The sequence below is a fragment of the Nocardioides sp. Z35_8 genome, from assembly GCF_059621125.1.
Map to the genome: position 1 here is coordinate 295,075 of NZ_JCAQIE010000002.1, position 23,778 is coordinate 318,852.

29 protein-coding genes are annotated in these 23,778 nt (G+C 71.6%); 12 read left to right on the forward strand and 17 right to left on the reverse strand.

The features are described 5' to 3' along the window. Nucleotides 1-10: 10 nt before the first annotated feature. The 5 genes from AC54T2_RS13180 to AC54T2_RS13200 form a co-directional block, all read right to left on the reverse strand. The gene (locus AC54T2_RS13180) at nt 11-646 is read right to left on the reverse strand and encodes an IclR family transcriptional regulator (protein ID WP_496666386.1); all 636 of its coding nucleotides are present in this window, start codon (nt 644-646) and stop codon (nt 11-13) included. A gap of 24 nt (nt 647-670) precedes the next feature. Next, on the reverse strand, nt 671-2,449 hold the full coding sequence (locus AC54T2_RS13185) for a DEAD/DEAH box helicase (protein ID WP_186340710.1): 1,779 nt from the start codon (nt 2,447-2,449) through the stop codon (nt 671-673). Continuing rightward, nucleotides 2,446-2,730 carry a DUF3039 domain-containing protein gene (locus AC54T2_RS13190; RefSeq protein WP_186340709.1) on the reverse strand — a complete coding sequence of 95 codons (285 nt, stop codon included), beginning with the start codon at nt 2,728-2,730 and terminating at the stop codon, nt 2,446-2,448. The genes AC54T2_RS13185 and AC54T2_RS13190 overlap by 4 nt, the downstream gene beginning before the upstream one ends. An 11-nt stretch (nt 2,731-2,741) precedes the next feature. Further along, nucleotides 2,742-4,103 (reverse strand): WD40 repeat domain-containing protein, encoded by a 1,362-nt coding sequence (locus tag AC54T2_RS13195; protein WP_489974885.1) that lies wholly within the window; start codon nt 4,101-4,103, stop codon nt 2,742-2,744. A gap of 116 nt (nt 4,104-4,219) precedes the next feature. After that, complete coding sequence (locus AC54T2_RS13200; RefSeq protein ID WP_186340707.1) at nt 4,220-4,774, reverse strand: YqgE/AlgH family protein; 555 nt, start codon at nt 4,772-4,774, stop codon at nt 4,220-4,222. A 121-nt stretch (nt 4,775-4,895) separates the two neighbouring features. Between AC54T2_RS13200 and AC54T2_RS13205 the strand changes: the two genes are divergently transcribed. Further along, on the forward strand, nt 4,896-5,546 hold the full coding sequence (locus AC54T2_RS13205; protein WP_489974886.1) for a TetR family C-terminal domain-containing protein: 651 nt from the start codon (nt 4,896-4,898) through the stop codon (nt 5,544-5,546). On the opposite strand, the gene AC54T2_RS13210 is transcribed toward AC54T2_RS13205, so the two are convergent. The 3 genes from AC54T2_RS13210 to AC54T2_RS13220 form a co-directional block, all read right to left on the reverse strand. Then, the gene (locus tag AC54T2_RS13210) at nt 5,530-6,600 is read right to left on the reverse strand and encodes a DUF3048 domain-containing protein (protein WP_496666387.1); all 1,071 of its coding nucleotides are present in this window, start codon (nt 6,598-6,600) and stop codon (nt 5,530-5,532) included. The two genes, AC54T2_RS13205 and AC54T2_RS13210, sit on opposite strands and share 17 nt — an antisense overlap. Before the next feature lie 107 nt (nt 6,601-6,707). After that, nucleotides 6,708-7,340, reverse strand: coding sequence for a C40 family peptidase (locus tag AC54T2_RS13215; RefSeq protein WP_496666388.1), 633 nt, complete (start codon nt 7,338-7,340; stop codon nt 6,708-6,710). Nucleotides 7,341-7,645: 305 nt separating this feature from the next. Next, nucleotides 7,646-8,413, reverse strand: coding sequence for an SDR family NAD(P)-dependent oxidoreductase (locus AC54T2_RS13220; protein WP_186340703.1), 768 nt, complete (start codon nt 8,411-8,413; stop codon nt 7,646-7,648). A gap of 133 nt (nt 8,414-8,546) precedes the next feature. Here AC54T2_RS13220 and AC54T2_RS13225 point away from each other — a divergent pair, with 133 nt between their 5' ends. Then, nucleotides 8,547-9,599, forward strand: a complete 1,053-nt coding sequence (locus AC54T2_RS13225; RefSeq protein ID WP_186340702.1) for a phosphatase PAP2 family protein — start codon at nt 8,547-8,549, stop codon at nt 9,597-9,599. Nucleotides 9,600-9,620: 21 nt separating this feature from the next. Here the strand turns inward: AC54T2_RS13225 and AC54T2_RS13230 are convergent, their stop codons facing one another. Then, entirely contained in the window at nt 9,621-10,040 is a 420-nt protein-coding gene (locus AC54T2_RS13230; RefSeq protein ID WP_313960517.1) for a winged helix-turn-helix transcriptional regulator, read from the reverse strand. Nucleotides 10,041-10,153: 113 nt separating this feature from the next. On the opposite strand from AC54T2_RS13230, the gene AC54T2_RS13235 reads away from it, so the two are divergent. Next, entirely contained in the window at nt 10,154-11,566 is a 1,413-nt protein-coding gene (locus AC54T2_RS13235; RefSeq protein ID WP_241005168.1) for an MFS transporter, read from the forward strand. Nucleotides 11,567-11,583: 17 nt separating this feature from the next. Here the strand turns inward: AC54T2_RS13235 and AC54T2_RS13240 are convergent, their stop codons facing one another. Beyond that, nucleotides 11,584-11,997: an HIT family protein gene (locus AC54T2_RS13240; RefSeq protein WP_186340700.1), complete on the reverse strand. Its 414-nt coding sequence runs from the start codon at nt 11,995-11,997 to the stop codon at nt 11,584-11,586. A 199-nt stretch (nt 11,998-12,196) separates the two neighbouring features. On the opposite strand from AC54T2_RS13240, the gene AC54T2_RS13245 reads away from it, so the two are divergent. The 3 genes from AC54T2_RS13245 (at nt 12,197) to AC54T2_RS13255 (ending at nt 14,266) form a co-directional block, all read left to right on the forward strand. Then, entirely contained in the window at nt 12,197-12,820 is a 624-nt protein-coding gene (locus tag AC54T2_RS13245) for an MSMEG_6728 family protein (RefSeq protein ID WP_496666389.1), read from the forward strand. Nucleotides 12,821-13,040: 220 nt separating this feature from the next. Next, the gene (locus AC54T2_RS13250) at nt 13,041-13,736 is read left to right on the forward strand and encodes an excalibur calcium-binding domain-containing protein (protein WP_496666390.1); all 696 of its coding nucleotides are present in this window, start codon (nt 13,041-13,043) and stop codon (nt 13,734-13,736) included. 14 nt (nt 13,737-13,750) lie between these two features. Beyond that, a complete protein-coding gene (locus AC54T2_RS13255) occupies nt 13,751-14,266 on the forward strand; it encodes a putative immunity protein (protein ID WP_496666391.1) in 516 nt (171 codons plus the stop codon). 23 nt (nt 14,267-14,289) lie between these two features. Here the strand turns inward: AC54T2_RS13255 and AC54T2_RS13260 are convergent, their stop codons facing one another. Continuing rightward, nucleotides 14,290-14,718 carry an organic hydroperoxide resistance protein gene (locus AC54T2_RS13260; RefSeq protein WP_206054404.1) on the reverse strand — a complete coding sequence of 143 codons (429 nt, stop codon included), beginning with the start codon at nt 14,716-14,718 and terminating at the stop codon, nt 14,290-14,292. Between the two features lie 41 nt (nt 14,719-14,759). On the opposite strand from AC54T2_RS13260, the gene AC54T2_RS13265 reads away from it, so the two are divergent. Then, on the forward strand, nt 14,760-15,209 hold the full coding sequence (locus tag AC54T2_RS13265) for a MarR family winged helix-turn-helix transcriptional regulator (protein ID WP_241005169.1): 450 nt from the start codon (nt 14,760-14,762) through the stop codon (nt 15,207-15,209). A 125-nt stretch (nt 15,210-15,334) separates the two neighbouring features. Here the strand turns inward: AC54T2_RS13265 and AC54T2_RS13270 are convergent, their stop codons facing one another. The 3 genes from AC54T2_RS13270 to AC54T2_RS13280 all read right to left on the reverse strand — a co-directional run bounded on the left by AC54T2_RS13270 (nt 15,335) and on the right by AC54T2_RS13280 (nt 17,305). Further along, entirely contained in the window at nt 15,335-15,997 is a 663-nt protein-coding gene (locus tag AC54T2_RS13270) for a fasciclin domain-containing protein (RefSeq protein ID WP_186340696.1), read from the reverse strand. A gap of 126 nt (nt 15,998-16,123) precedes the next feature. Beyond that, nucleotides 16,124-16,798 (reverse strand): DUF6629 family protein, encoded by a 675-nt coding sequence (locus AC54T2_RS13275; RefSeq protein WP_186340695.1) that lies wholly within the window; start codon nt 16,796-16,798, stop codon nt 16,124-16,126. Nucleotides 16,799-16,909: 111 nt separating this feature from the next. Next, a complete protein-coding gene (locus tag AC54T2_RS13280) occupies nt 16,910-17,305 on the reverse strand; it encodes a RidA family protein (protein WP_496666534.1) in 396 nt (131 codons plus the stop codon). A gap of 127 nt (nt 17,306-17,432) precedes the next feature. Between AC54T2_RS13280 and AC54T2_RS13285 the strand changes: the two genes are divergently transcribed. Further along, a complete protein-coding gene (locus tag AC54T2_RS13285) occupies nt 17,433-18,455 on the forward strand; it encodes a helix-turn-helix transcriptional regulator (RefSeq protein ID WP_496666392.1) in 1,023 nt (340 codons plus the stop codon). A gap of 191 nt (nt 18,456-18,646) precedes the next feature. On the opposite strand, the gene AC54T2_RS13290 is transcribed toward AC54T2_RS13285, so the two are convergent. Beyond that, the gene (locus AC54T2_RS13290) at nt 18,647-19,138 is read right to left on the reverse strand and encodes a GNAT family N-acetyltransferase (protein WP_496666393.1); all 492 of its coding nucleotides are present in this window, start codon (nt 19,136-19,138) and stop codon (nt 18,647-18,649) included. Nucleotides 19,139-19,317: 179 nt separating this feature from the next. Between AC54T2_RS13290 and AC54T2_RS13295 the strand changes: the two genes are divergently transcribed. Continuing rightward, nucleotides 19,318-20,037, forward strand: coding sequence for a transporter substrate-binding domain-containing protein (locus AC54T2_RS13295; protein WP_496666394.1), 720 nt, complete (start codon nt 19,318-19,320; stop codon nt 20,035-20,037). A 362-nt stretch (nt 20,038-20,399) separates the two neighbouring features. On the opposite strand, the gene AC54T2_RS13300 is transcribed toward AC54T2_RS13295, so the two are convergent. Next, nucleotides 20,400-20,579 (reverse strand): hypothetical protein, encoded by a 180-nt coding sequence (locus AC54T2_RS13300; RefSeq protein ID WP_496666395.1) that lies wholly within the window; start codon nt 20,577-20,579, stop codon nt 20,400-20,402. Between the two features lie 434 nt (nt 20,580-21,013). Between AC54T2_RS13300 and AC54T2_RS13305 the strand changes: the two genes are divergently transcribed. The 3 genes from AC54T2_RS13305 to AC54T2_RS13315 all read left to right on the forward strand — a co-directional run bounded on the left by AC54T2_RS13305 (nt 21,014) and on the right by AC54T2_RS13315 (nt 23,091). Further along, entirely contained in the window at nt 21,014-21,646 is a 633-nt protein-coding gene (locus AC54T2_RS13305; protein ID WP_496666396.1) for a DUF433 domain-containing protein, read from the forward strand. After that, nucleotides 21,643-22,077: a PIN-like domain-containing protein gene (locus AC54T2_RS13310; protein WP_496666397.1), complete on the forward strand. Its 435-nt coding sequence runs from the start codon at nt 21,643-21,645 to the stop codon at nt 22,075-22,077. Before AC54T2_RS13305 ends, AC54T2_RS13310 begins: the two co-directional genes overlap by 4 nt. 210 nt (nt 22,078-22,287) lie before the next feature. After that, on the forward strand, nt 22,288-23,091 hold the full coding sequence (locus AC54T2_RS13315) for an aminoglycoside phosphotransferase family protein (RefSeq protein ID WP_496666398.1): 804 nt from the start codon (nt 22,288-22,290) through the stop codon (nt 23,089-23,091). Nucleotides 23,092-23,097: 6 nt separating this feature from the next. On the opposite strand, the gene AC54T2_RS13320 is transcribed toward AC54T2_RS13315, so the two are convergent. Next, complete coding sequence (locus AC54T2_RS13320; protein WP_496666399.1) at nt 23,098-23,742, reverse strand: hypothetical protein; 645 nt, start codon at nt 23,740-23,742, stop codon at nt 23,098-23,100. Between the last annotated feature and the right edge of the window lie 36 nt (nt 23,743-23,778).

Consider the following 23,778-nt stretch of genomic DNA (forward strand, 5'->3'; position numbering starts at 1 on the left):
GGCGCCCGCGTCACCCGAGCCGTCGGGCGACCGCAGCCGCGGCGGCGATCACCTGCGGCGCGACGGCGTCCTCGTCGATGGCGCCGTCGAGCATCACGATGCCCACGCTCGCCCGCAGCCCCTCGACGCCGCGCACGGGCGCCGCGAGCCCGCGGGCGCCGGTCTGCAGCTCGCCGCTGGTCACGGCGTACGCCGGCTCGTCGACGTCGGCCAGCGCGATGGCCTTGCCGGCCGCGCCCTGGGTCAGGGGGTGTCGGGCGCCGACGCGGTAGGAGACGTGGAAGTCGGTCCAGGTCGGCTCGACGACGGCCAGCGCGAGCGCCTCCTCGCCGTCGGCGACCGTGAGGTGGGCGGTCGCGCCGAGCGCCTCCGCGAGCCGGCGCAGCTCGGGCAGCGCGAGGTCGCGCAGCAGCGGCTGCACGCCGCTGGCGAGGTGGAGCACGCCCAGGCCGATGAAGAGCCGCGAGCGCGCGTCGCGGCGCACGAGGCCGTGCTGCTCGAGGGTGCTGATCAGCCGGTAGACGACCGTGCGGTTGACCTCGAGCCGGTGGGAGAGCTCGGTGACGGTCAGCCCCTCGGGGCTCTCGGCCAGGACCTCGAGCACCCGCAGGCCACGGTCGAGCGTCTGCGAGGTCTCGGTCGCCACGTGCCCACTATGGCAGTGCGAGCCTCAGGAGGTCTGCCGCACCGCCCACTCGCGGATGCGGTTGATCCGCTCGTGCAGCTGCTCGGCGTTGGCGACCGCCGCCGGCGGGCCGCCGCACTCCTTGCGCAGCGCGTTGTGGGTGATGCCGTGCGCCTGGCCCGTGCGGTGGTGCCAGGCGGCGACCAGCCCGTTGAGCTCGCGCCGGAGCACGCCGAGCTGCTGGTGCGTGCTGAGCTCCTGCACCGAGTCGACCACCCGGTCCCCGGCGCCGTCGGCGCGCTGCTTGCGCGCGCGCTCGCTCTGGCGCGAGTGCAACAGCTCGCGGACCTGGTCGGGCTCGAGCAGGCCGGGGATGCCGAGGAAGTCCATCTCCTCCTCCGAGCCCACGTTGACCTCGCCGGAGTGGCCGAACTGCGCACCCTCGTAGAGCACGTGGTCGAAGGACGCGGTGGAGCCCAGCGCCTCCCACGACATCTCGAGCTCGTCGGAGGCGGACTCCCCCTGCTGCGCCTCGGCGAGCAGCCCCTCCTCCGCGGCGAAGATGTCGTCCTCGTCGGTGACCCGGCGCCCCAGCACGTGGTCGCGCTGGGCCTCCATGTCGGAGGCGAACTCCAGCAGGTGCGGCACCGACGGCAGGAACACCGACGCGGTCTCGCCGCGCGAGCGGGCGCGGACGAAGCGGCCGACCGCCTGGGCGAAGAACAGCGGCGTGGAGACGGTGGTCGCCCAGACCCCGACCGCCAGGCGCGGCACGTCGACGCCCTCGGAGACCATCCGGACGGCCACCATCCAGCGGTCGTCGGAGGCGGTGAACTTCGCGATCTTCTTCGACGAGCCCTTCTCGTCGGACAGCACGACGGTGGGCGACTCGCCGGTGATCTTCTTCAGCAGCCCGGCGTAGGCGCGCGCCGTCTCCTGGTCGCCGGCGATCACCAGCCCGCCGGCGTCGGGCACGTGGCGGCGTACCTCCGACAGGCGCGTGTCGGCCGCCTCCAGCACCGCCGGGATCCACGATCCCTTCGGGTCGAGGGCCGTGCGCAGCGCCTGGGCGTGCATGTCCTTGGTGAGCGGCTCGCCCAGCCGGGCGACGACCTCGTCACCGGCCCGGGTGCGCCACTGCATCTCACCGGAGTAGGCCATGAAGATCACCGGGCGCACGACGTGGTCGGCCAGGGCGTGGGCGTAGCCGTAGGTGTAGTCGGCGGCCGAGACCGGGATCCCGTCCTCGCCGGGGGCGTAGGTGACGAACGGGATCGGGTTGATGTCGGAGCGGAACGGGGTGCCGGTCAGCGCCAGCCGGCGGGTCGCCGGGTCGAACGCCTCGCGCACGCCCTCACCCCACGACAGCGCGTCGCCGGCGTGGTGGATCTCGTCGAGGATCACCAGCGTCTTGAAGCGCTCGGTGCGGATGCGCATGGCGAGCGGGTTGACCGCCACCCCGGCGTAGGTCACCGCGATGCCGACGTAGTCGTCGGAGGTCCTGCCCTTGCCCGCCGAGTAGGTGGGGTCGATCGGGATCCCGGCGCGGGCCGCGGCCTCGGCCCACTGCGTCTTGAGGTGCTCGGTGGGCGCGACGACGGTGATCCGGTCGACCAGCCGCCGGCTCAGCAGGTCGGCCGCGACGGTCAGCGCGAATGTCGTCTTGCCGGCGCCGGGCGTGGCGACCGCGAGGAAGTCGCGGGGCTGGCGGGACAGGTAGACGTCCATCGCCGCCTGCTGCCAGGCACGGAGGGAGGGCGCGGTGCCCCAGGCGGCCCGGTCGGGCCACGCGGGAGGCAGCGGCGCGTCGGGCCGCCCCGTCACGCCTCGGGGCCCGAGCCGTCGGAGCCGTCGCCGGGCTTGCCCGGGTTCATCGAGTCCCAGATCTCCTTGCACTCCGGGCACACGGGGTACTTCTCCGGGGAGCGGGAGGGCACCCAGACCTTGCCGCACAGCGCGATCACCGGGGTGCCCATCACCATGGCCTCGGTGAGCTTGTCCTTGGGGACGTAGTGCGAGAAGCGCTCGTGGTCACCCTCGTCCGTCGGGACGGTCTGACGCTCTTCGATCGTCTGGCTGCCCGGGGAGAATCCGATGGTGCTCATGATGGGCAAGCCTAACGCCCACGCACCCAGATGAAGACGTTGGCGACGCCGCGCCGGGTGCCGCGCAGCACGTCGTGGGCGTCGCTGGCGTACGCCACCCGCGAGGCGTCGTCACTCAGCGAGACGCTCTCCTGCGTGCCGGCGGGCCGCCCCACGAAGGCCGCGGAGCGCTCGCCCGTGGCGGTCGCGACCAGGCGCAGCGGACGTCGTGACGTGGCCACCGTGTAGTGGGCACCGTCGGCGGTGACGGCGGCGCCGAGGTTGTCACGCGACGGCCCCAGCGACGACCCGAGGAGGGTGTCGTGGACGCCGCCCACCGGACGCCCGCCGTCGCCGCAGCAGGCGGGGATGCCCGCCCCCGTCACCGACACCAGCCGCCCGTCGTTCGACACCGCCACCCGGCGCGTGCTGCCGGACTCGACGCCGAGGCGGCCGAGGTCGCGCACGGAGCCGTCGGTCGTGTCGAGCATCCGGCTGCGGTCGGCGTCGACGAGGACGACGTGGCGGGCGTCGTCCGACATCCCGGCGAACACCTGCGACCCGAGGTCGGGCACGACGGTCCGGGTCGTGCCCGTGGCGGCGGTCCACTCCAGCAGCTGGGGCGCGGGCACGTTCATCACCGGGTAGCGGTCCCGGTAGACCACCCGGGCGCCGTCCGCGGTCAGCGCCGCCCCGGACGCGCGTGGGGCGACCTCGGTCAGCGATCCGTCGGTGCGGTCGAGGAGGACGAGCCCGGGATCGAGGTCGAGCAGCACGCGCCGGCCGTCGTGGCTCAGCCCCTCGACCCTTGTCCAGGCGTCCGGGTGGAGGAGCGACACCCGCCGGGACGACGCCTCCCAGACGTAGAGCCGCTCGACGCCGCGGCGGGTGCCCGCGACGAGGTTGGTGGCGGCGGAGGAGAACACCACGGTCCCGCCGTCGCCCGACACGGTGACGTCGCCGCTCCACCCGTTGGCCGGACGGCCGTCCAGGCCGCGCGTCACCAGGACCGTTCCGGGGGCGGCGCGCGGCGTCACGGCCTTCAGGACGAGCGTCGTGCGCCGCGTCTCGCCCCGCTGCGTGCGCACCCCGCGCTCGACGAGGCCGATCCGCCAGGTCCCCAGCCGCGGCGCCGTGCCGGTGAGGCGACCCCCGCGCAGCCGCAGCCACCGCGGCAGGCGGTCCGCGTCCTGCACGCGCCAGTTCTTGCGCTGGTAGTCGTAGCGCTCCCCCCGCAGCACGGTGTCGACGACCCGGTTGCGGGCGGGCTGCTCAGCAGCCGTGCCGGCGGTCCGCACCGCGGGGGCGACGGGTGGCGCACCGGCCGCACCGACCGCGCCCCCGGGCGGCACGGCCACCAGGCCCCACGCCGCCGCAGCCGCCAGGGCGGCCACCCCACCGCGGAACCCACCGCTGAACCCGCGTCGTGCCCCGCCCCGTGCTGCCCCCGTGGTCGTCGTCATGTGGGGGGAGACGCGCGCCCGGTGCTTCCGGTTGCGCGACGAGCGGATCAGTTGAGGTCGGGGTCGACGGGCCGGTTGACGTGCCAGGCCAGCGTCCCGGGCTGGCGGCGCATGACCTCGCGACGCAGCTCGCTCGGGTCGTCGCGGAACGCGTCGGCCGTCTCACTGGTGACGACGTACCAGCTGCCCTCCTCGACCTCCCCCTCGAGCTGTCCGACGCCCCACCCGGCGTAGCCGGCGAAGACGCGCATCCCGGTCAGCGCGCCGTCGACCAGCTCGGTCGGGGTGTCGAGGTCGACCATGCCGAGCAGGCCGGCCACCGGGCGCCAGCCCACCGGCGGGTCCTGCGGATCGCGCAGCGCTGCGACAGCGAGGGCGCCGTCCGTGCCGACCGGCCCGCCGCGGAACAGCACCTCGGGCTCGACCACGACGTCGCGCCACGGCTCGAGGACGTCGGCGACGGGCACCTGGGAGGGCCGGTTGAGCACCACGCCGAGGGCACCCTCCTCCGTGACGTCGAGCAGGAGGACCACGGTGTCGGCGAAGTTGGGGTCCTGCAGCGCCGGCGTGGCGACCAGGAGCATTCCCGATGCGGGCTGCATGGCTTCCACTATGGACCGCGCCCTCCCGGCCGCACATCATCCCCCGGAAGGGCTCCCGACGATTCGTGAGGGTGCCTCGGGCACACCCCCACGGGGGCACGGGTCACCTAGGCTGCGAGCCATGGAGACCCGCCGGCCGCGCTCCTCCGACGCCACGAGGCAGGCGCTCGTCGACGCGGCGCGGGAGCTGTTCACCGTCCACGGCTACCCGGCCGCCTCGCTGGAGGCGATCGCCGAGGCCGCCCAGCTCACCAAGGGCGCGCTCTACCACCACTTCAGCGGCAAGCAGGCCGTCTTCGAAGCCGCCCTCGAGCTCGTGCAGGCCCGCGCGAGCGCCACGATCGTCCACGCCAGCGCGCAGCACGCCGACCCGTGGGAGCAGGGACAGGCCGGTCTGCGGGCGTTCCTCCGGGTCGCGCAGGAGCCCGACTACCGCCAGATCGTCGTCTCCGACGGCCCCTCGGTGCTCGGCCCCGCGCGCCACCGCGAGCACGAGCGGTCGACCTACGCCGTCGTCGCCGAGCTCGTCCGCTCGGCGCTCACGGGCCCCGACCGGTCCCCCGACGACGCGCTGCTCGACACGTCCGCCAGGGTCGTCTTCGGCGCGGTGTCGGCCGCCGGCGGCTCGGTGGCCATGAGCGAGGACCCCGCGGCCGCGGCGGTCCGAGCGGAGGCGGCGATCGGCGCCATCGTCACGGGCCTGCGGCGCCTGCTGGAGGACACCGCCGGTGGGGACGGGGCAACCGACCGCGGCGCTACTTGGCGAAGGTGACCTCGCCGTTGACGGCCGGCACCAGCTCGATCCACACGCGACCGGCGGGCACCGTGAGGTCGCCCCGCTTGGTGGAGAGCTCGATCGCGCCGTTGAGGCCGTCCTTGCGCCAGGTGCCCTTCACCACGCGGCCGCCGTGGAAGAGCAGCGCGGTGCCCTTGCCCTCGAGCTTGGTCTCGGGCACCGGGTAGCCCGCGGGGTCGCGGTAGCCGGCGTCGCCGACCTCCACCCGCAGCACGAGCACGGACTCGGCCGGGAAGTGGTCGCCCTCGGCGGCGTAGGAGTCGGTGTTGACGTAGCGGCCGCGCTGGAACTGCCAGCTGGTCGAGTGGGCGCCGAAGTCGGCGGTCAGCGTGCGGGCCTTGGCGCCCTTCGGCAGGTCGGCCGCGTCGCCCCACGGCAGGTAGGGCGGCGGCTCCTCGTCGGCCTTGACGCGCTTGGCGATCTCGCCCAGCCGGGCGAAGAGGTTGTAGGGGGCCGAGCGGGAGGTGTCCCGGTAGACCCCGGCGTCGCCCTCGGTGATCCACGGGATCCCGGCACCGTTGATGCGCTTGATGGTGACGGCTGCGGCACCGCTGGTCACCACGGTGGCGCCCTCGGGCACGATCCCGATGTCGCTCGCGCGCATCGAGCGCACCGGTCCGATGGAGCCGGGCACCTGGGAGTAGTAGAACGCCGCCAGCCGGGTGTAGCCGCCCTCGACGAGCTCCTCGACGACCAGGTCGGCGGAGCCGAGCCCGACCTGCGGGGCGCTCGAGGACGTGTTGTCGACCTTGGTGACGAGGACCGGGTGCTTGGGCGCGTCGCCCTTGCGCTCCAGGCCGGTGAGGGGCCAGTAGCTCGGCTCCGGCGCGGCCTCGGTGGTCTCCGACGGGCTCGGCTCGGCCGAGGCCGATCCGCTCGTCGGCTCGTCGTCGCCGCCGCTGCACGCGGTGAGGACCAGCACGCTCGCTGCGAGCGTGGCGACGACGGCCCGGAAGGACGAGGTGGGACGACGGTGACGCACGGTGACTCCGATCGAACGGGGGTGCCGGGCCTGGGCCCGCGGGGGCATCTGGAAAGTCTGGAGGCGCGCCCTCCCTGATCGGGGAAGGCGCGCCACAGGGTAGATCAGCAGGAACTGCCTACCAATCCGAGCCTGTCGCCCGGGTGGCGGCCCGCTCAGGCGCGTCGCAGGGTGCCGCCGAACCAGCTCGGCGTCCAGGCCGTGGCGACCCGGACCCGCTGGCCGGTGCCGGGGGCGTGCAGCATCTGGGCCTTCCCGCCGACCCAGCGGAGGAAGATCGCGGCGTGGTAGACCCCGCCGCCGCCGTAGAAGAACATCAGGTCGCCGGAGCGCATGCTGCCCTTCGCGATGCGGCGGGCGTGGGCCGCCTGGGCGCGCGAGGTGCGGGGCACGGCGAAGCCGGCACGGCTGTAGCTGTAGCGGATCAGCCCGGAGCAGTCGAAGCGGTCCGGCCCGGCGGCGCCGTACGCGTAGGCGTCACCGCGCTGGCGCATGGCGATGTTGCGGGCGGCCAGCACCCGGCTGTCGACGCGGCGCTTGGCGCTGAGGCGCGCCGACGTGCGCGCGTGCTTGCGCGGGGTGGTCCGCTTGGCGCTCCGGTCGTGGGAGCTCCGGTCCTGGGGACTCCGGTTCATGTCGTCGCTGGTGGTGCGCGTGCTGGTGGTGCGGTCGGACTGGCCGGCGCCCGGGGCGGCCGTGGCGGGCAGGGCGCTCATCGTCGATCCGGCGAGGCCGAGCCCGGCGAGGGCGAGCGCGCAGGCTCGCGCCACACGAGTGGTCGTAGGCATGGTTGTTCCTTTCCACGCCTGTGAGGTGAGCTGTCGGGCTAGGGCAGGAAGGTGCCCCGCCCCGTCCTCCGAGGGAGTCCGGTGGCTTCGCCCCGAGCCGGTCGACGACCGGCGCTGGAACCTGTGGGTCCCCCACTCCTGCCCTGGTGCTGTCGGGGGTGTCGTCCCGGCCGGGCAGGACTCGGCGTACTCCGGGACGGTTGGGTCTCTCGACCTCCTCCAACGTGACAGGACGACCGGGCAGATCCAAACCGGCCACGACCCCTGAGGCAGGGATCGTGGCCGATCTCACGCGGAGGAGGGGCTCAGCCCAGCTTGCGGCCCCCGTCGACGTACAACGTCTGACCGGTGATGAACGACGCCTCGTCGCTGCAGAGGAACGCCGCGGCCGCGGCGATGTCCTCGGGCTGGCCCACGCGCCGCACCGGGGTGGCCTCGGCGTTGAGCCGCTGCAGCTCCTCGGGCTCCATCTTGAGCCGGCGGGCGGTGGCGTCGGTCATCTCGGTGACGATGAATCCCGGTGCGATGGCGTTGGCGGTGATGCCGAAGGGGCCGAGCTCGATGCCCAGCGTGCGGGTGAGGCCCTGGATGCCCATCTTGGCGGCCGAGTAGTTGGCCTGGCCGCGGTTGCCCAGCGCCGAGACGCTGGAGAGGTTGAGGATCTTGCCGTACTTCTGCTCCACGAACCGCGACTGCGCGGCCTTGGTCATGTTGAAGACGCCCTTGAGGTGGACGTTCATCACGATGTCCCAGTCGTCCTCGGTCATCTTGAAGAGCAGGTTGTCGCGGGTGACGCCGGCGTTGTTGACCAGCACGTGGATGCCGCCGAGCTCGTCGACGACCCGCTGCACGGCGGCCTCGGCGGCGGCCGAGTCGACGACGTCGCAGCCGATGCCGACGGCGCGCGCACCCTCGGCGAGGTCGAGGCGGCCGGCGGCCTCCTGGGCGGCGGACTCGTCGAGGTCGAGGATCGCGATCGAGGCGCCCTCGCTCGCCAGGCGCTGCGCGATGCCGAACCCGATGCCTCGGGCGGCTCCGGTGATGACGGCTACGCGGCGGTCGAATCGACCCATCTCGTGACTCCTCAGGACTGGGCGGCTGTCTGTCGTGAGGGTAGTGCGTGGGCCGGGGCGGGGCTCCCCCGCGGTGGGGAGATCCGGTGCATCTCGCTCGCGCGCCGTCGTCCGGTGCCCTAGCCTGCCAGCCATGGCACGGGGCGACTTCCGCGGCGCGATGGGCGTCGCGGCCGCGATGGCGGTCGCCACGTGGGCGGTCGCCGCCACCCACGACCTGCCGGTGCGCGACCCCGACGGCGTCTCGGTCCCGACGTGGGTGCGGCTGCCGCTCATCGTGCTCCTCGCCGTCCTGCTCGACGCGGTGCCGCGGTGGGTGGCCGGTGCGCGGGCCACGCCCCGCCCGGGGGCGTGGACGGCCCTGCGCACCGTGCTCCGCGACCGCTGGACCCGCGACCAGGTGTGGTTCACGGTGAGCGGCCTCGCGGCCTGGTACGTCTCCTACGTCGCCTTCCGCAACCTCAAGGGCTATCTCCCCTTCGTCGACGACCGGCTGTGGGACACCGAGCTGGCGCGCCTCGACCGGCTGCTCTGGCTGGGTCACGACCCCGCCGGCGTGCTGCACGACGTGCTCGGCACCGGGTGGGCGGCGTGGGTGCTGTCCGGCGTCTACGTGCTGTGGATCGGGCTGGTGCCGGCGGCGCTGGCGATCGCGCTGGTGTGGACCCGGCGCTCGGCCGCGGGCGCGCTCTACGTCACGGCGGTGTCGTTCAACTGGATGCTCGGCGTGGCGGTCTACTACCTGGTCCCCTCGCTCGGCCCGGTCTACTCGCGGCCCCAGCAGTTCGCCGACCTGCCCCACACCTTCAACACCGACGTGCAGGACCTGCTGCTCAGCGACCGCGTCGCCGTGCTGGCCGGAGCCTGGGACACCCGCGCCGTGCAGACGGTGGCGGCGTTCGCGTCCCTGCACGTGGCCATCACGGTGACCACCTGCCTGGTGATGGAGCTGTTGCGGCTGCCGCGCCCGGTGCGGGTGGCCGGGTGGGTCTTCGCCGGGCTCACCTGCCTGTCCACGGTCTACCTCGGGTGGCACTTCTTCGTCGACGTGATCGGCGGGGCGCTGGTCGGCACGCTCGCGCTGGTGCTCGCGGCCTGGGTGACCGGCCACCCGCTGCGTCGGCGGGAGCGGCCGTGGTCGCGCGCCTCGGCCCGCGACCGCGCCGACGAGGCGATGGCCTCCTAGGCGCGGAGAGCGTCCCGCAGCCTAGGCGGACCGCCCCTCGCGAGCGGTGCGCTCGTCGAACTTCTCTCGGGCGTGGGCGATCTGGTGCTGATGCAGCTCGGTCCAGTGCACCAGGGACTGGATGATCTCGAGCAGCGTGCACCCCAGCGCGGTCAGCCGGTACTCGACGCGGGGCGGCACCTCCGGGTGCACGGTGCGCCCGACGAGCCCGTCGCGCTCGAGGTGGCGCAGCGTGACGGTCAGCATGCGCTGGCTGATCCCGTCGATCTCCCTGCGCAACTCGTTGAAGCGCATCGTGCGCCGCTCCAGCAGCGCGATCACGAGCAGCGACCACTTGTCGGCGATCCGGTCGAGGATCTGCCGCACCTCGCATCCCTCGCGCACGTCCCACTGGAAGGCGTCCGGGCAGCCGCACTCGGCGGCCTCGTCCACCGTGGTCACCTCACGGGAACTAGATGACTTCGAAGTGCCTACTTCCGTCATCAGTCCATCGTCCTCACGATGAGACATGGTTACAAGTGGTAACCAAGACACGAATCGGAACTGGAGGCATCGTGACCGACCGGGCCATGGAGACGGGGGCCGACCGAGCGAGCACGCTCCGGTCCTGGGGCCTGCTGATGGTCGTCTGCGGGGCACTGTTCCTCGAGGGCATCGACATCGCCATGCTGAACGTTGCGGTGCCGGTCATCGCGGCCGACGTCGGGCTGACCGCCGGCACGGCGCACTGGGTGATCAGCGCCTACGTGCTCGGCTACGCCGGGTTCATGCTGCTCGGCGGACGGACCGCCGACCTCGCCGGCCGGCGCCGCGTGTTCCTGCTCGCGCTGGTCATCTTCGTCGCCTTCTCGGTGCTCGGGGGCCTGGCGACGGCGGACTGGGTGCTGGTCCTGGCTCGGTTCGCGACCGGTGTGTCCGCCGGTTTCCTGACGCCCGCCGGGTTCGGCATCGTCGTCACCACCTTCCCCGAGGGGCCGCTGCGCGACCGAGCGCTGGTCGTCTACGGCTCGGTCGGGGCGGCGGGTTTCGTGCTCGGCACGGTCGCGGGCGGCGTACTGGCGTCGGCGAGCTGGCGGCTGGTCTTCTTCGGCCCGGCCGTCCTCGGCCTGGTCCTGCTGGTCGCCGGCGCGAGGCTGATCCGGCCCGACGAGCACGACGGCCCACCCGGAGGCTTCGACGTGGCGGGGGCCCTCACCGCGACCGCCGGGATGGTGGCTGTCGTCTACGCGGTGATCACCGTCGGCGAGGGCGGCGCGCTCGGCGCCGCGGTCCTCGTCGTCGGCGCGGCGGTGGTGCTCCTCGGGGCCTTCGTCGCGATCGAGTCCCGCCACTCCTCGCCACTGCTCCGCCTGGGGATGCTGCGCGAGGGCCTCCTCCTGCACGCGAGCCTCGCCGGCCTGCTCTTCATGGGCGCCTTCTTCGGCTTCCAGTTCGCCGTCACGCTCTACCTCCAGGACCTGCGGGGCTGGAGCCCGCTCGAGGCGGGTCTCACCTTCGCGATCATGGGCCTGGACCTGGTGGCCGCGCCGCTGCTGACGCCGTCGCTGGTCCGCCGCTTCGGCGCCGCCCGGGTGATGACCGCCGGCCTCGTCGCGGCCGCCGTCGCGTTCGGCCGCCTGCTCGGGCTCGGGAACGACTGGTCCTACGTGGACTTCCTGCCGAGCCTGCTGCTGGTCGCCGCGGCGTTCGCCCTGGTCTACGGACCGCTGACCTCGCTGGCCGCCGAGGGGGTGCCGGAGGCCGAGCAGGGCTCCGCCGGTGGCGTCGTCTACACCGCGTTCCAGTTCGGCGGGGCGCTCGGCCTGGCGGGCGTCACGGTCGCGCTGGGCGCAGGCCACGCCGACGGGGCCGCCCTCGGCGACTACCAGCGGGCGCTCGTCGTGCCGACGCTGGCCGCGGTCGCAGCCGCGGTCGTCGGCGTGCTGGCGGTGGTGCGGCGTCGGGAGCGTACGACATCGCCGGGGTGAGGTGGCGGCCCGTCCGGCTAGGAGTCGAGGGCAGCCCGCAACCGCTCGGCGTACGCCGCCGCCTCGCCCTCGGCGTACTTCGTGCGCGGCCAGAAGAAGCCGCGCAGCCCGTCGCCCTTGGTCCGCGGCACCACGTGCAGGTGCAGGTGCGGCACCGACTGGCTGACCGTGTTGTTGATCGCGACGAACGACCCCTGCGCACCGAGGGCGTCCACCACCGCGGTCGCGAGCCGCTGGGCCGCGGCCAGGAACCCGTCGCGCTGGTCGGCCGGCAGGTCGGGCAGCGTCTCGAGGTGGGCACGCGGCACGAGCAGCACGTGGCCCTTGAACACCGGCCGGGTGTCCAGGAAGGCGACCAGGTCGTCGGTCTCCAGCACCAGGTGCCCGGGCAGCTCGCCGGCGATGATCTGGCAGAACACGCATCCGTCCACCCCGCGGATGCTGCCAGACGCGTCCTGACCCGCCCAGCCCGTCGAGTCGGCGCGTCCTGACCCGCCCAGCCCGTCGAGTCGGCCCGTCCTGGCCCGAGATGCGGCCGGGACGGCAGGCGGCTCGAGGACGTTCCGAGGAATCCCCGACCGGCCGTCGGGGTGGGGCGTGGCCCCCGGAGCGCCACCTAGCCTCGAACGGGTGCAGACCTTCCTCCCCTACCCCGACTTCGAGGCGTCGGCGCGGGCGCTGGACCAGAAGCGGCTGGGCAAGCAACGGGTGGAGACCATCCAGGTGGTGCGGGCGCTGACCGTGCCGGGCTACGGGTGGGCCAACCACCCGGCGACGCTGATGTGGAAGGGCCACGAGGAGGCGCTCGGGCGCTACGGCCTCACCTGCTGCGACGTGTGGCTCGAGCTCGGCTTCGGCGACGCGTGCGCGGCGACGATCGCCGCCGACCTGGCCGAGGCCGGGATCACGAGCGTGCGTACGCAGGCCGAGCTCGCCGCGGCCGGCGCACTCCCGGCGTGGCTGGGCGACCCGGCTCTCCACCTGAGCCACCGCTCGGCGCTGGTGCGCAAGGATCCTGACCTCTACCGCGAGCGGTTTCCCGGCGTCCCCGACGACCTGCCCTACGTCTGGCCGGTCCGCTCCCCCGCCGTGCTCGAGGCCGAGCGCCGCCGGGAAGAGACCGCCGCGCGGCGCGAGCAGCGGGCGGCCGAACGACTCGTGGAGGAGGCCGAACGGGCCCGCCGGCGCCGCAGCCGGGCCGCGAAGAAGGGCTGGCGCACGCGGCGACAAGCCTCCACCGAGGACGCCGGCTGACCAAGCGGTCGAGTCGGCGCATCTTGACGCGCCCAGCCCGTCGAGTCGGCGCGTCTAGGCACAGGATGCGCCGACTCGACCCCATCCGGCGGTCAGGATGCGCCGACTCGACCCCATCCGGCGGTCAGGATGCGCCGCCTCGGCTTTCCCGTTCCGGCCACGCGCCGGGCGCGGCGGTGTGAGGCTTGCCCCTCAGCACACCCGATCCCGTGGGGGGACCATGCTCGACACGATCGTCCGCGCGCTCGCGCTGGCCGTGGTGGCGCTCGGCCTGAGCGCCACCGCGCCGGTGCCGGCGTCCGCCGTCGTCGACCGCGACTGCGGCGACTTCGCCAGCCAGGCCGCCGCCCAGCACTTCTTCCTCGGAGCCGGCGCGGGCGACCCGCACCGCCTCGACGACGACGGCGACGGCGTCGCGTGCGAGTCCAACCCGTGCCCGTGCATCGGGCGGGGCACGACCTCGCCGCAGCAGCACGCCGGCGACAGCCAGCAGCAAGGCCCGCGGACGTACCGCGAGACGGGCGACGTCGTACGCATCACCGACGGCGACACGCTGCGCGTGCGGCTGCGCAGCGGTGCCCACGTCTCGGTGCGCATGCTCGGCATCGACACCCCCGAGCGCGGCCGGTGCGGCGCGGACGCCGCGACCGCCAACCTGCGCCGGCTCGCGCCGGTCGGCTCGACGGTCACCCTCGTCTCCGACCGCACCCAGGCGGCGAAGGACCGCTACGGCCGGCTGCTGCGCTACGTCGGCCGCAAGGGCGGCTACGGCGACCTGTCGTTCCGCCAAGCGTGGGACGGCCACACCCGGCCGTACGTGTTCGGCGGCAAGCCGGTGGCGCGGCACCGGGAGTACGTCCGCGCGATCGACCACGCCCGCACCCACGCCCGCGGCGCCTGGGCGTCCTGCTGGTGACGTAGCGTCGGCCCGTGATCCTGCCGCAGGTCCGTGACCAGCGCCTGGTGACGATCCGGCGCGGAGGGACCTTGCGCGACGAGGACCATCACCGGCTCGCCCTCTGGGCCGCCGCGTGCGCGGAGCACGTGCTGGCGCTTTTCGAACAGGCTCGGGGGGACGACCCCCGGCCGCGGGAGGCGATCGAGGCCGTCCGCGCGTGGGTCCGGGGAGAGCTGCCGATGATGCGCACGCGGGCCGCGGGCGACCACGCGATGGGAGCCGCTCGCGATCTCGCGGGTGCGCCGCGCTTCGCTGCGTACGCCGCCGGGCAGGCCGCGGTGGTCGCGCACGTGCCCGAGCACGACCTCGGCGCTGCGGCCTACGCCATCAGGGCGGCCATGGCCGCCGCGGGGACCGAGCGCCAGGCGGCCGCGCGTGCGGCCGAGTGTCGGTGGCAGCACGCCCGGCTCCCCCGCGAGGTCCGCGAGCTGGTGCTCGAGGACCAACGACGTCGCAACCCGATCTGCTGGAACGTCTTCGACGTCTAGCCCGACGCCGGCCGCTCGCTCCGTCAGGCGACGGTGAGCCGGACCTCGATGTTGCCGCGGGTGGCGTTGGAGTAGGGGCACACCTGGTGCGCCTTCTCGACCAGCTCCTCGGCGAGCGAGCGCTCGACGCGGGGAAGGGTGACCTCGAGGGCGACGGCCAGGCCGAACCCGCCCTTGCCGTTGTCGCCGATCGAGACGTCGGCCACGACCTCGGACTCCGACACGTCCGCGTCCGAGCCCCGGGCCACGGCGTGGAGCGCGGAGTGGAAGCACGCGGCGTAGCCGGCCGCGAACAGCTGCTCGGGGTTGGTCGCCCCGCCGGGGCCTCCCATCTCCTTCGGGATGCGGACGTCGACGGCGAGCAGGCCGTCGGTGGACTCGACGTGGCCGTTGCGGCCCTCGCCCGTGGCGACGGCGCTTGCGGTGTAGACAGTTTCCATGTGCTCGATCATATTGCGCACAATTCAATTGCACAACCAGTATCATCGACGTCGTGGACGACTACCCGCAGCTCGCGCTCGACGAGCAGATCTGCCTGCCGCTCTACGCGACGTCGCGGGCCCTCACCCGGCGCTACGGCGAGCTGCTGGCGGGCGTCGGCCTGACCTACCCGCAGTACCTCTGCCTGCTCGCGCTCTGGGACGCCGACGGTCCGCTGACGGTCGGCGAGCTGGGCGGCCGGGTCCACCTCGACTCGGGCACCCTGACGCCGCTGCTCAAGCGGATGGAGCAGGCCGGCCTGGTCACCCGCACCCGCGACCGCGCCGACGAGCGGCGGGTGCTGGTCGCCCCCACCGAGCGCGGTCTGGCCCTCCGCGCCGACGTGGCCGGTGTGCCGGCAGGGCTGGTGGAGGGCATCGACCTGAGCGAGGACGAGGCCCGTACGCTTCGCCGCCTGCTCGACCGACTGCTGGGCGAGCTCGAGGCCGGCGCCCCGAAGTAGGCCGGCTGCCACCGCGCACCGGACCGGCGCGGTCCGAGGCGTAGCGACGAGGTCCTCCGGCGATGGGGTGGGGGAGACCCGTCCCGCCGGAGGCCCTCGTGCTCGACTACGCCTGGCCTGTCACATCACAGGTCGGCCGGGCGCAGGACGAAGGTGATGCCGTGGGCGATCTGCGCGTTGCCCCGATTGATGTCGAGAGCGAGCGGGTTGACGATCGGGTCGACGTCGTTGGGGTCCTGGTCCCGAAGGATGATGATCGGCAGGAACCGCGAGGGCACCTTGACGCCGATCGTGGGCCCGAGCGCCGTGGTCAGCTGGGCGCCGTTCGACCGGAGCGCGTCGCGGGCCGTGATGGTGGCGCCCGGGACGACGTGGTAGAGCAGGACGTTCTCGACCGTGTCGATGCCCAGGCTCGCGACTGCGGCGAACACGTCCGCCTCCGAGCGCACCCACCGCCCGGTCAGGTCCTTGACGAGCACCTGGAACGCGCGGTCGTTGGGGAGGAACGCGGTCAGCGCCACCGACCCGTCGGCGAGCAGGCGCACCGGGCTGTTGGCGTCGGAGTCGGCGGCGATGACGGCCAGCACCGCCTCGGTGACGATGTCGTAGTCGTACCAGTCGCGGTCGAACTGGTTGCCGTCGGCGGTGAGCACCGAGGCCAGGCTGTTCGTCCCCGTGGCGCCGGCGCCCCCCGATCCGGAGCCGGCAGCGTGGGCGGCAGCTGGGGCGACCAGTGCCGTGGTGAGGGCGAGAGCGAGAGTTGCGGTGGTGCGGCGGAACACGTTCATTGGCATGTCCTCTCGTGGGTGACCGCAATCTGCGGTCACCTCCTTCTCCGCACCACACCGCCCACTGGATGCACCGGCGACCGGCCGGATCCGAGGAATTTCCCTCTCCCCCGCGTCGGCGCCGCCTCAGGCGGGCGCCAGTGCCTGACCCTCGAGGCGGTGGAGGTCGGACAGCCGGCGGCGCAGCACCATGTGCACGGTGATCAGCGCGGACGTCAGCGCGGCGTACACGCACCACAGCGACGCGAACGCCTGGACGTAGACGATGGCGACGACCGTGAGCCCGACGAGGTTGAGCAGCCCGAAGGCGACGATGGAGGGGTAGCCCGAGAGCACCGACGGACCGATCACCGCGACGACGTAGAGCACGGCCCACATCGGCCCGAAGGTCAGGCCGACGTCGTAGACCAGCGCGTGCGGCTCCTCCCGGACCTCGAGCGGGCCGCTGAGCACCGCCCAGAGCAGGTAGGCCGCGACCACCGCGCCGAGCGCGACGAACGGGGTCACCCGCCGGCGGCGCCCCTTCGGCTCGAGGAGCAGCACCGCGAGTGGCACCAGGATCGGAAGCACTGGGAACGCGAAGAGGACGTAGGCCATCGCTGCGGCGTGCTGGACCCCGGGCGAGAAGATGTCGGACGCGCTGTGCCAGACGAGGGCCTCGGTCAGCTGGTGGAGCGCGAAGAGCAGCGGCAGCGAGGCGAACGGCACCTCACGCAGCGTGCGCACCTCGCTCAGGCAGAACACGCCGACGGGGAGGAGGACCACGCCCGCCGTCAGATCGGCGCCCACCGAGAAGCACACCCGTGGACGGTAACGCGGCCGGCCGGTCTGCGGACGGGCCACAGTGCCCATGCCGGATGGCGCGGGCAGGAGGCCAGGCCGGGCGGGGCTCGGTGCGGCAGCGGCAGCCGCTCAGGCGACTGCCGTCCCTTCCAGTTCGATCATCTGCCCGGGGATCGCCAGCCGAGCCACGCCGAGCATCGTGGTGGTCGGCGCCACCTGGGCTGCTCCCAGCCGCGACGCCAGCACCCCGTAGTGCTCGAAGATCAGGTCGACGTCGGTCGTGTAGACGTTGAGCCGCACGAGATCGGCCAGCGTCATGCCGGCCGCGGCGAGCACCGCCTCCAGGTTGTCCAGGCTCAACCTCACCTGTGCTGCCATGTCTCCCTCATGACGGGGAGTTCCGTCGGCCCCCATCGCGGTCTGCCCAGAGCAGTACAACGTCCGGGTGTGGCCGGTGACCACTTCGCCCTGGTTGAACCCCATCTCCACCGACCACCCCACGGGGTTGACGGCCACTCGTTCGATCGCCACATCAGCTCCCATCAGATTGCCTCCGGAGTCTCCCCCGTTCGCGGGCCGCGGTCGGCCCCGCGTCACCACCCTGACGCTGAATCACGACACCTTGTGTCAGGTATTCGGTAGCGTCTTCGTGGTGCGCGCTGATCGGCTGGTGTCCTTGGTCCTTCTGCTGCGTCAGCGCGGCCAGCTGACCGCCACTGCCTTGGCCAAGGAGCTCGAGGTCTCCACGCGCACCGTCATGCGCGACATCGAAGCCCTTTCTGCGGCTGGCGTCCCCGTCTATGCCGAACGCGGCAGGCACGGTGGCTACTCGCTGCTGCCGGGGTTCCGCACCGAGCTCACGGGCCTCAACCACGAGGAAGCGCTCGCGCTGCTCACCGCGGACTCGGGTTCAGGCGAGCAGATTCTGGGACTCCGAACGGCTCTCGCCTCAGCGATGCGGAAGATCGTTGACGCGCTGCCCGAAAGCCATCAGGTCGCCGCGAGCAACGCGGCACAGCGATTCCTGGTCAACCCCGAGACCGACCTCCTTTCCCGTCGCCTGAGCCGAGACGCGCTGCCCGACGCCACGTTGACGGTGGTGCGACGCGCGGTCCTCGCCGGCCGCAGGTTGCGGATCCACTACGCCTCGCGAGGCCAGACACCCCAGTGGCGCACAGTGGACCCGATCGGCCTGGTCACCGTGCGAGACACGGGCTACCTCCTGGTCACCGAGTCCGGCACCGACCGGACCCTTCGACTATCGCGCATCCGCGCCGCCGAAGAGCTTGCCGAACCGGCTCAGCGACCCGAGCAGGTCGACCTCGAGCACGTCTGGGCACAGCGGTGCGCGGAGTTCCTGTCCGAGGGTCACGTCCCCGTCCAGGTACGGGTGAGCGCGGCGCGGCGGGATGACCTCCTCGACATGGCCGAAGCGGTTCGCGTCGAGGAGCCCGAACCAGACGGCTGGCTGCGGCTCGAAGTCACCTTCCAAGATCTCTGGCACGCAGAGTGGGCGCTGTGGCAGCTCGGTATCAACGCTGAAGCGATCGCCCCGCGTGAGCTGCGCGTCTCCCTGCACGCTCGGGCAGACGCAGTCGCCAACCGCTACCGGGACACGGCTGAGCCCGACCCGTTCCAAGGCCAGTCCATCCCTGCCCGCCCAGTCCGGGCGTGAGGTCGGGGTTGGCCGCCATCGCGCAGCTCGTAGCAGTCGCATTCCGCGAACTGCTCCGCCAATCTGCACCCTCCGACAACAGATTCAGCACCCACCGGTGCGCTCGCATCCGAACCTGATGGGAGGCGTGTGACAGGCGGATCCAGGTCGGTATGAGCTCACACGCAGGGCCGGCCGCCCGCCCACAGTGCCTACAGCTCCAGCTTGAAGCCCACATGCGAAGCGGTGAACCCGAGTCCTGAGTAGAACCGGTGGGCCTCGGGCCGCTGCTTGTCGCTCGTGAGCTGGATCAGCGCGCAGCCGCGGCGCTCAGCCTCGCCCCTTGCCCACATCAGTAGGGCCCCGCCCAGACCGCTGTTGCGCAGGTCGGCGTGCACTCTCACCGCCTCGACCTGTGCTCGAAGCGCGCCCCGACGTGCGAGTCCGGGAAGGAAGCTCAACTGCATGGTTGCCACGACCTGGTGGTGTCTTTCGGCCACCACCAGGAGGTGTGCAGGGTCCGCGTCGACGGCCGCGAAGGCCCGCACGTAAGGCTGCAGGCCGTTCGAGTCATCGCTCCCGTCCCGCGCCGCCCCCATCGGATCGTCGGTCAATAGGTCCACGATGCTCGGAACGTCCTCGATGACAGCTCGCCGCAAGCTGGCGGTGCCGTCAGTCGTCCGGAGTACTCCCAGTTCGGTCACGACCCCAAGGGTGCCGCCCCAGGCACGAGAACCATCACATGGGCGCCACTGGCTCTGACGCACGAGAGCCGCTCCGGACGGGTGTCGGAGCGGCTCACGTTCACGAGGGCTGGCTCTCAGCGGGGTGACCCACCGGGACCGGAACGTCGCCCGCTGCCACGAGCGACACGGCTGGCACCATGCGGCTCGTGGACATCACCAACGATCTAGCTCCGTCCGGCACCCTGCGTGCGTCGATCAACCTCGGCAACCCCGTGCTCGCCCAGGGCACACCCGACGCTCCCGCCGGCGTCACGGTCGACATTGCCCGGGAGCTCGGCTCTCGGCTCGGGATCCCGGTCGAGCTGATCTGTTTCGACGCCGCGCGCGACTCGTTCGAGGCGATGGCCGCTGGTCGGGCCGACATCTGCTTCCTCGCCGTCGACCCTGCCCGCGAAGAGACAGTCGCCTTCACCGCGCCGTACGCCCTCATCGAGGGGGTCTTCGCGGTCCCCGACGACTCGCCTCTCACCTCTGCCACCGACGTGGACCGCCCGGGCGTCCGGGTCGGGGTCAAGAAGGGGTCCGCCTACGACCTGTTCCTCACCCGCACCCTGGCTCACGCAGAGGTGGTGCGTGGCAGCGAGGGCACCGCGACGTTCACTGAGCAGCAACTGGAGGTCGCCGCGGGCATCAGGCAGCCGGTCGTCGACTTCGTCGCAACCCATCCCGGGACTCGGCTGCTCGAGCCGTGCTTCATGGAGATCCAGCAGGCCGTGGGCACCACGCGGACCCGGAGCCCCCAGACGGTCGGATTCCTGCGTACCTTCGTCGAGGACCTGAAAGTCACCGGCTTCATCGCCGAGGCGCTCATCCGATCAGGTAGACACGACGCGACAGTCGCCCCGCCCGCCGCGTGAGGTCGGCGCAGACGGATTGCTTGTGACGGACTGGCAGGCCACGCACGAGAGCCGCACCGACGGGTGTCGGAGCGGCTCTCGTTCAAGAGGGCTGGCTCTCGATGGGGTGACCCACCGGGACCGGCAATTCTGCGAAGAGTCCACGCTTATTTTGCGAAGACCTCTCAGTGGAGTTAACTGTGACATCGGGGTGTCTTCCTGTGCGCCATGTCTCCCAGCCTCAGGAGCGCCGATACGTAGGAGTGTCTTCCTAGTTGGGGGTGTCCCGGCTGTTCACCGGGAGACACCTGGCTGCCCGGAAGAGATGTGCGCCACGACCCCCGTTGGCCGGATGAGGAGTCGCGCTTGCCGTCTGCTCGTTCCTACGGCTGGACGGCCCGGCAGGCAGCCGTCAGCCACGCGTCCATCAGTCGCTGTGCCAGTTCTTGAGGTTCGGGGGCGACGATGTCGACGGCCGCCCAAGTGGCCGCCGTCGCGCGCAAGGTGGGCATCACAGCGGCTACCACAGCGTTGGCGTACTCCTGGATGGCGTCCGGCTCCATGGCTGCACTGTACGAGCGGCAGCCGACAGTGGTTCGAGCCGCCTGCAACAGCGGCTCGAACCACCCAGTCGGTTCACCTACCACTGTGCCCCGACCTGTTGTCGGGTGAACCCGAGGGCCCTGACACCAGTCCCCTGGTTCACCCGCCAGCGGCCGCGATCCGCCTGTCACCCGCGCACCGATGCCGCTCCGACGCTCATTGTCGACGACGGCACCGACACTGAGGAAGGGCAAGGCCGGGTTGACCACCAAGCCGTCGGGTCGACACCAGGGGCATGGCCGAGTCGGGGGTCCCGCGTTCTGTCACACCGAAGCCCTACGTTGACAACAGGGGCGCGTGACCCACCACTTCCGGTGGTCCTCGGTCGAAAGACGTCGAGGACACGACTCTGAGCGGGCATACTCCCCACGACAGGACCAAAGGAGGGGCGGGGATGTACAACAGTCGTCTGACAGCGACCCTCACTGGCGCGACCCCAGCGCAACTGGCGTACTGGCGCCGCGACAACGGGCAGGGGCCCCTTCTGCTTCCTGAGTACGGCGTCTCGCCGAGGGCGTTGTACTCCTTCCGCGACGTGGTTGCGCTGCGCATCTGCGTTCGCCTCCGGAAAGAGACGTCGCTTCAGCGGGTGCGCCGCGCTGTGGCCCACCTGCAACAGGTGGCCCCGGATACCCACCTGTCGGCGCACACCCTCAAGTCAGCCGGTCGCACGATCGTCTGGCTGACCGAGGACGGCGACTACATCGACACCGTCGAGCAGCCTGGCCAGCCCGGCATCCGCGTGGTGATGGAAGAGGTCTTCGCGTCCTTCGAAACGGCGGACGGCCGCAAGGTTCCCGACCTCACCGCGCCTGCCCCTGGACTCTCCATCAACGACGAGGTACGCGGCGGGTACCCCGTGCTCGAAGGCACCCGCATCCCGTACGACACCGTTGCCGGTCTGATCCACGATGGCCTCACCGAGGACGACGTCATCGCGCTGTACCCGACTGCCACCGTCGGCGGCATCCACGGGGCGGTCGAGTTGTCGGACCTTGTCGACCAGGCAGAACCCCAATCGGCATGAAGGTGCTGCTCGACGAGGACGTGCCACAGCCCGTCATTTCGCTCGTCAGGCACTTGCTACGAGGGCACGACGTCACGCACGTCTCGGAACTCGACTGGTCGGGGAAGAAGGACGTCCCGCTCCTCAGCGATGCGGCCCGCCGTGGCTTCCAAGCCTTCATCACACAGAACATCGGCCAGTTCAACGTGCCGAAAGAGTGCGATGCCATCAAGCGCTCGGGCATGCACCACATCTCCTACGAAGTGCCCTCGGGCCTTCGCGGTTTCGGCCTGGCCTCCGGGGCGCTCTGTGCTGCCATCAACCCCATCGTCGCCGAACTAGACCCGGTGACCAAGCAGCGCATCGTGAAGATCACCGGGCTCGACAAGAGCCGCAAGCGGTATGAGGTCAGCGACCCGGCCGTCGAGCCACCGAGCCCCTACTGGCCTTGACGAACCGAATGCCCTGATCTGCGCTGAGGCGACAAAGAACAAGCACCCCTTCTCCTTCGCCAACGTTGAACACGATCGGCAGTCGTGTGCTGCCTACGGCACATGCAGACCCTCACGCGTTCCGATCACGCTCCGCGCTCCGCGCTTCGGGCCCCGCGTGTCGGTGAAGTTGATCCGCGCAGCACCGGGTGGCCGCATACCGTTGAGCCTGTGCTGCATACCCACGACATCAAGATGACGGACGACGTTGTTCGAAAGACCTTCCTGTCCTGGGCCGACGGTGAAGACAGGCGAGAGTGGGCAGCACTGAACCATCTTCACGGTCAGGACCCCGATCTCGTGCCGCGTCCGATCTCCCGAAGCACGGTCGATGGACGGCCGGTAGTCGTCATGTCTCGCGTTCCCGGCGCCCCCCTGACAACTCGGCTCACCGCCAGCCAGTCTGAGGCGCTTGCGGCCGCCCTTCACCGGCTCTTCGCCATCTCGGTACCGTCGGACCTTGGCGTGCGCGCCAACGACCCGGCGACCTTCCAGCATCGTTTCGGACCGCGCCTCGACGTGGAGTACGACTGGGGTGTGTGCCTCGACGCTGCTCTCGTCCGCGCCGCCGTCGACGTCGCCAGGGACTGGCTTGCCGACCGCACGACAACTGAGGAGTGGATCGTCGATCCGGTCATCGCTCTCGGCGACGGAAACCTTGACAACGTCATCTGGGACGGACAGGTATGCCGCCTAGTCGATTGGGAGGAGTTCGGCGCTTCCGACCTCGCCTACGAAGTGTCAGACATGGTGGAGCACGCTTCGTCGCGGCTGGAGGGCCGTCTCGATGTGCCGGGACTGCTTGACCTCTTGACGCTCACCGAAGCGCAGCGCGACAGAGTCAGGTCGCACCGACGCATGTTCGCGTGCTTCTGGCTCTCGATGCTTCTCCCCGGCAACGGCGGCTGGAAGAGGAACCCCGCGGGGTCGTTGGAGAACCAGGCTCAGCACGTGATCCGACTCATCAGTGAGTGAACGCGTCTAGCCTCGCTCGGCGAACCAGTCTGAAGGCATGACTGCGCGAGCCGCGGGCTTGTCAACCACCCGCACGACGTGCGTCCAGACCCGGTCGGGAACATCCTCGGCGAACCAAGAGAACGCCTTGATTTGAGACGCATCCCTGATGCGGAGCGGGTCATCGGCGTCCATTGATACTGCCCGGCTGAGGAACAACTCCTCTAGTGCGGGAGCATCGAGCGCGGGAGCGATAGTTCGAAGTCCCTTAAGGGATCCAAGTTCGAGTCGAGCAAGCGTCCGTAGGCGAGCGAGGGTAGGAAGAACCGTGACCCTCGGGAGACCGTAGAGGCTTAGCAGTTCGAGGGACTCTAGATCTCCGACGGCCGATGCGTCCGACAGCCCTCGGACCTGGTTGATCTGGAGGTATCGGAGTCGCTCGCAGCCGGTGACGAAGTCCGCAGTCGTTCCCGAACCTCCCCTGACGTCTAGCCAATCGAGATTTGGCAACTCACCGAGGAAGCCCTCTGGCAACTCGACCGCCCAGAGCGTGAGTCTGCGCACAGGCACGAGCCATTCGAGGTCGGCGGGCTCGATCACAGCGTGGTCTATCCAGATGTCGGTGGTACCGCGCCCACGTGCGACCTCACGCGCTAGCCCCTTCTTCGCCATGACCGCAAGTATGGAAGACGCGCGTGCCGACTGTTC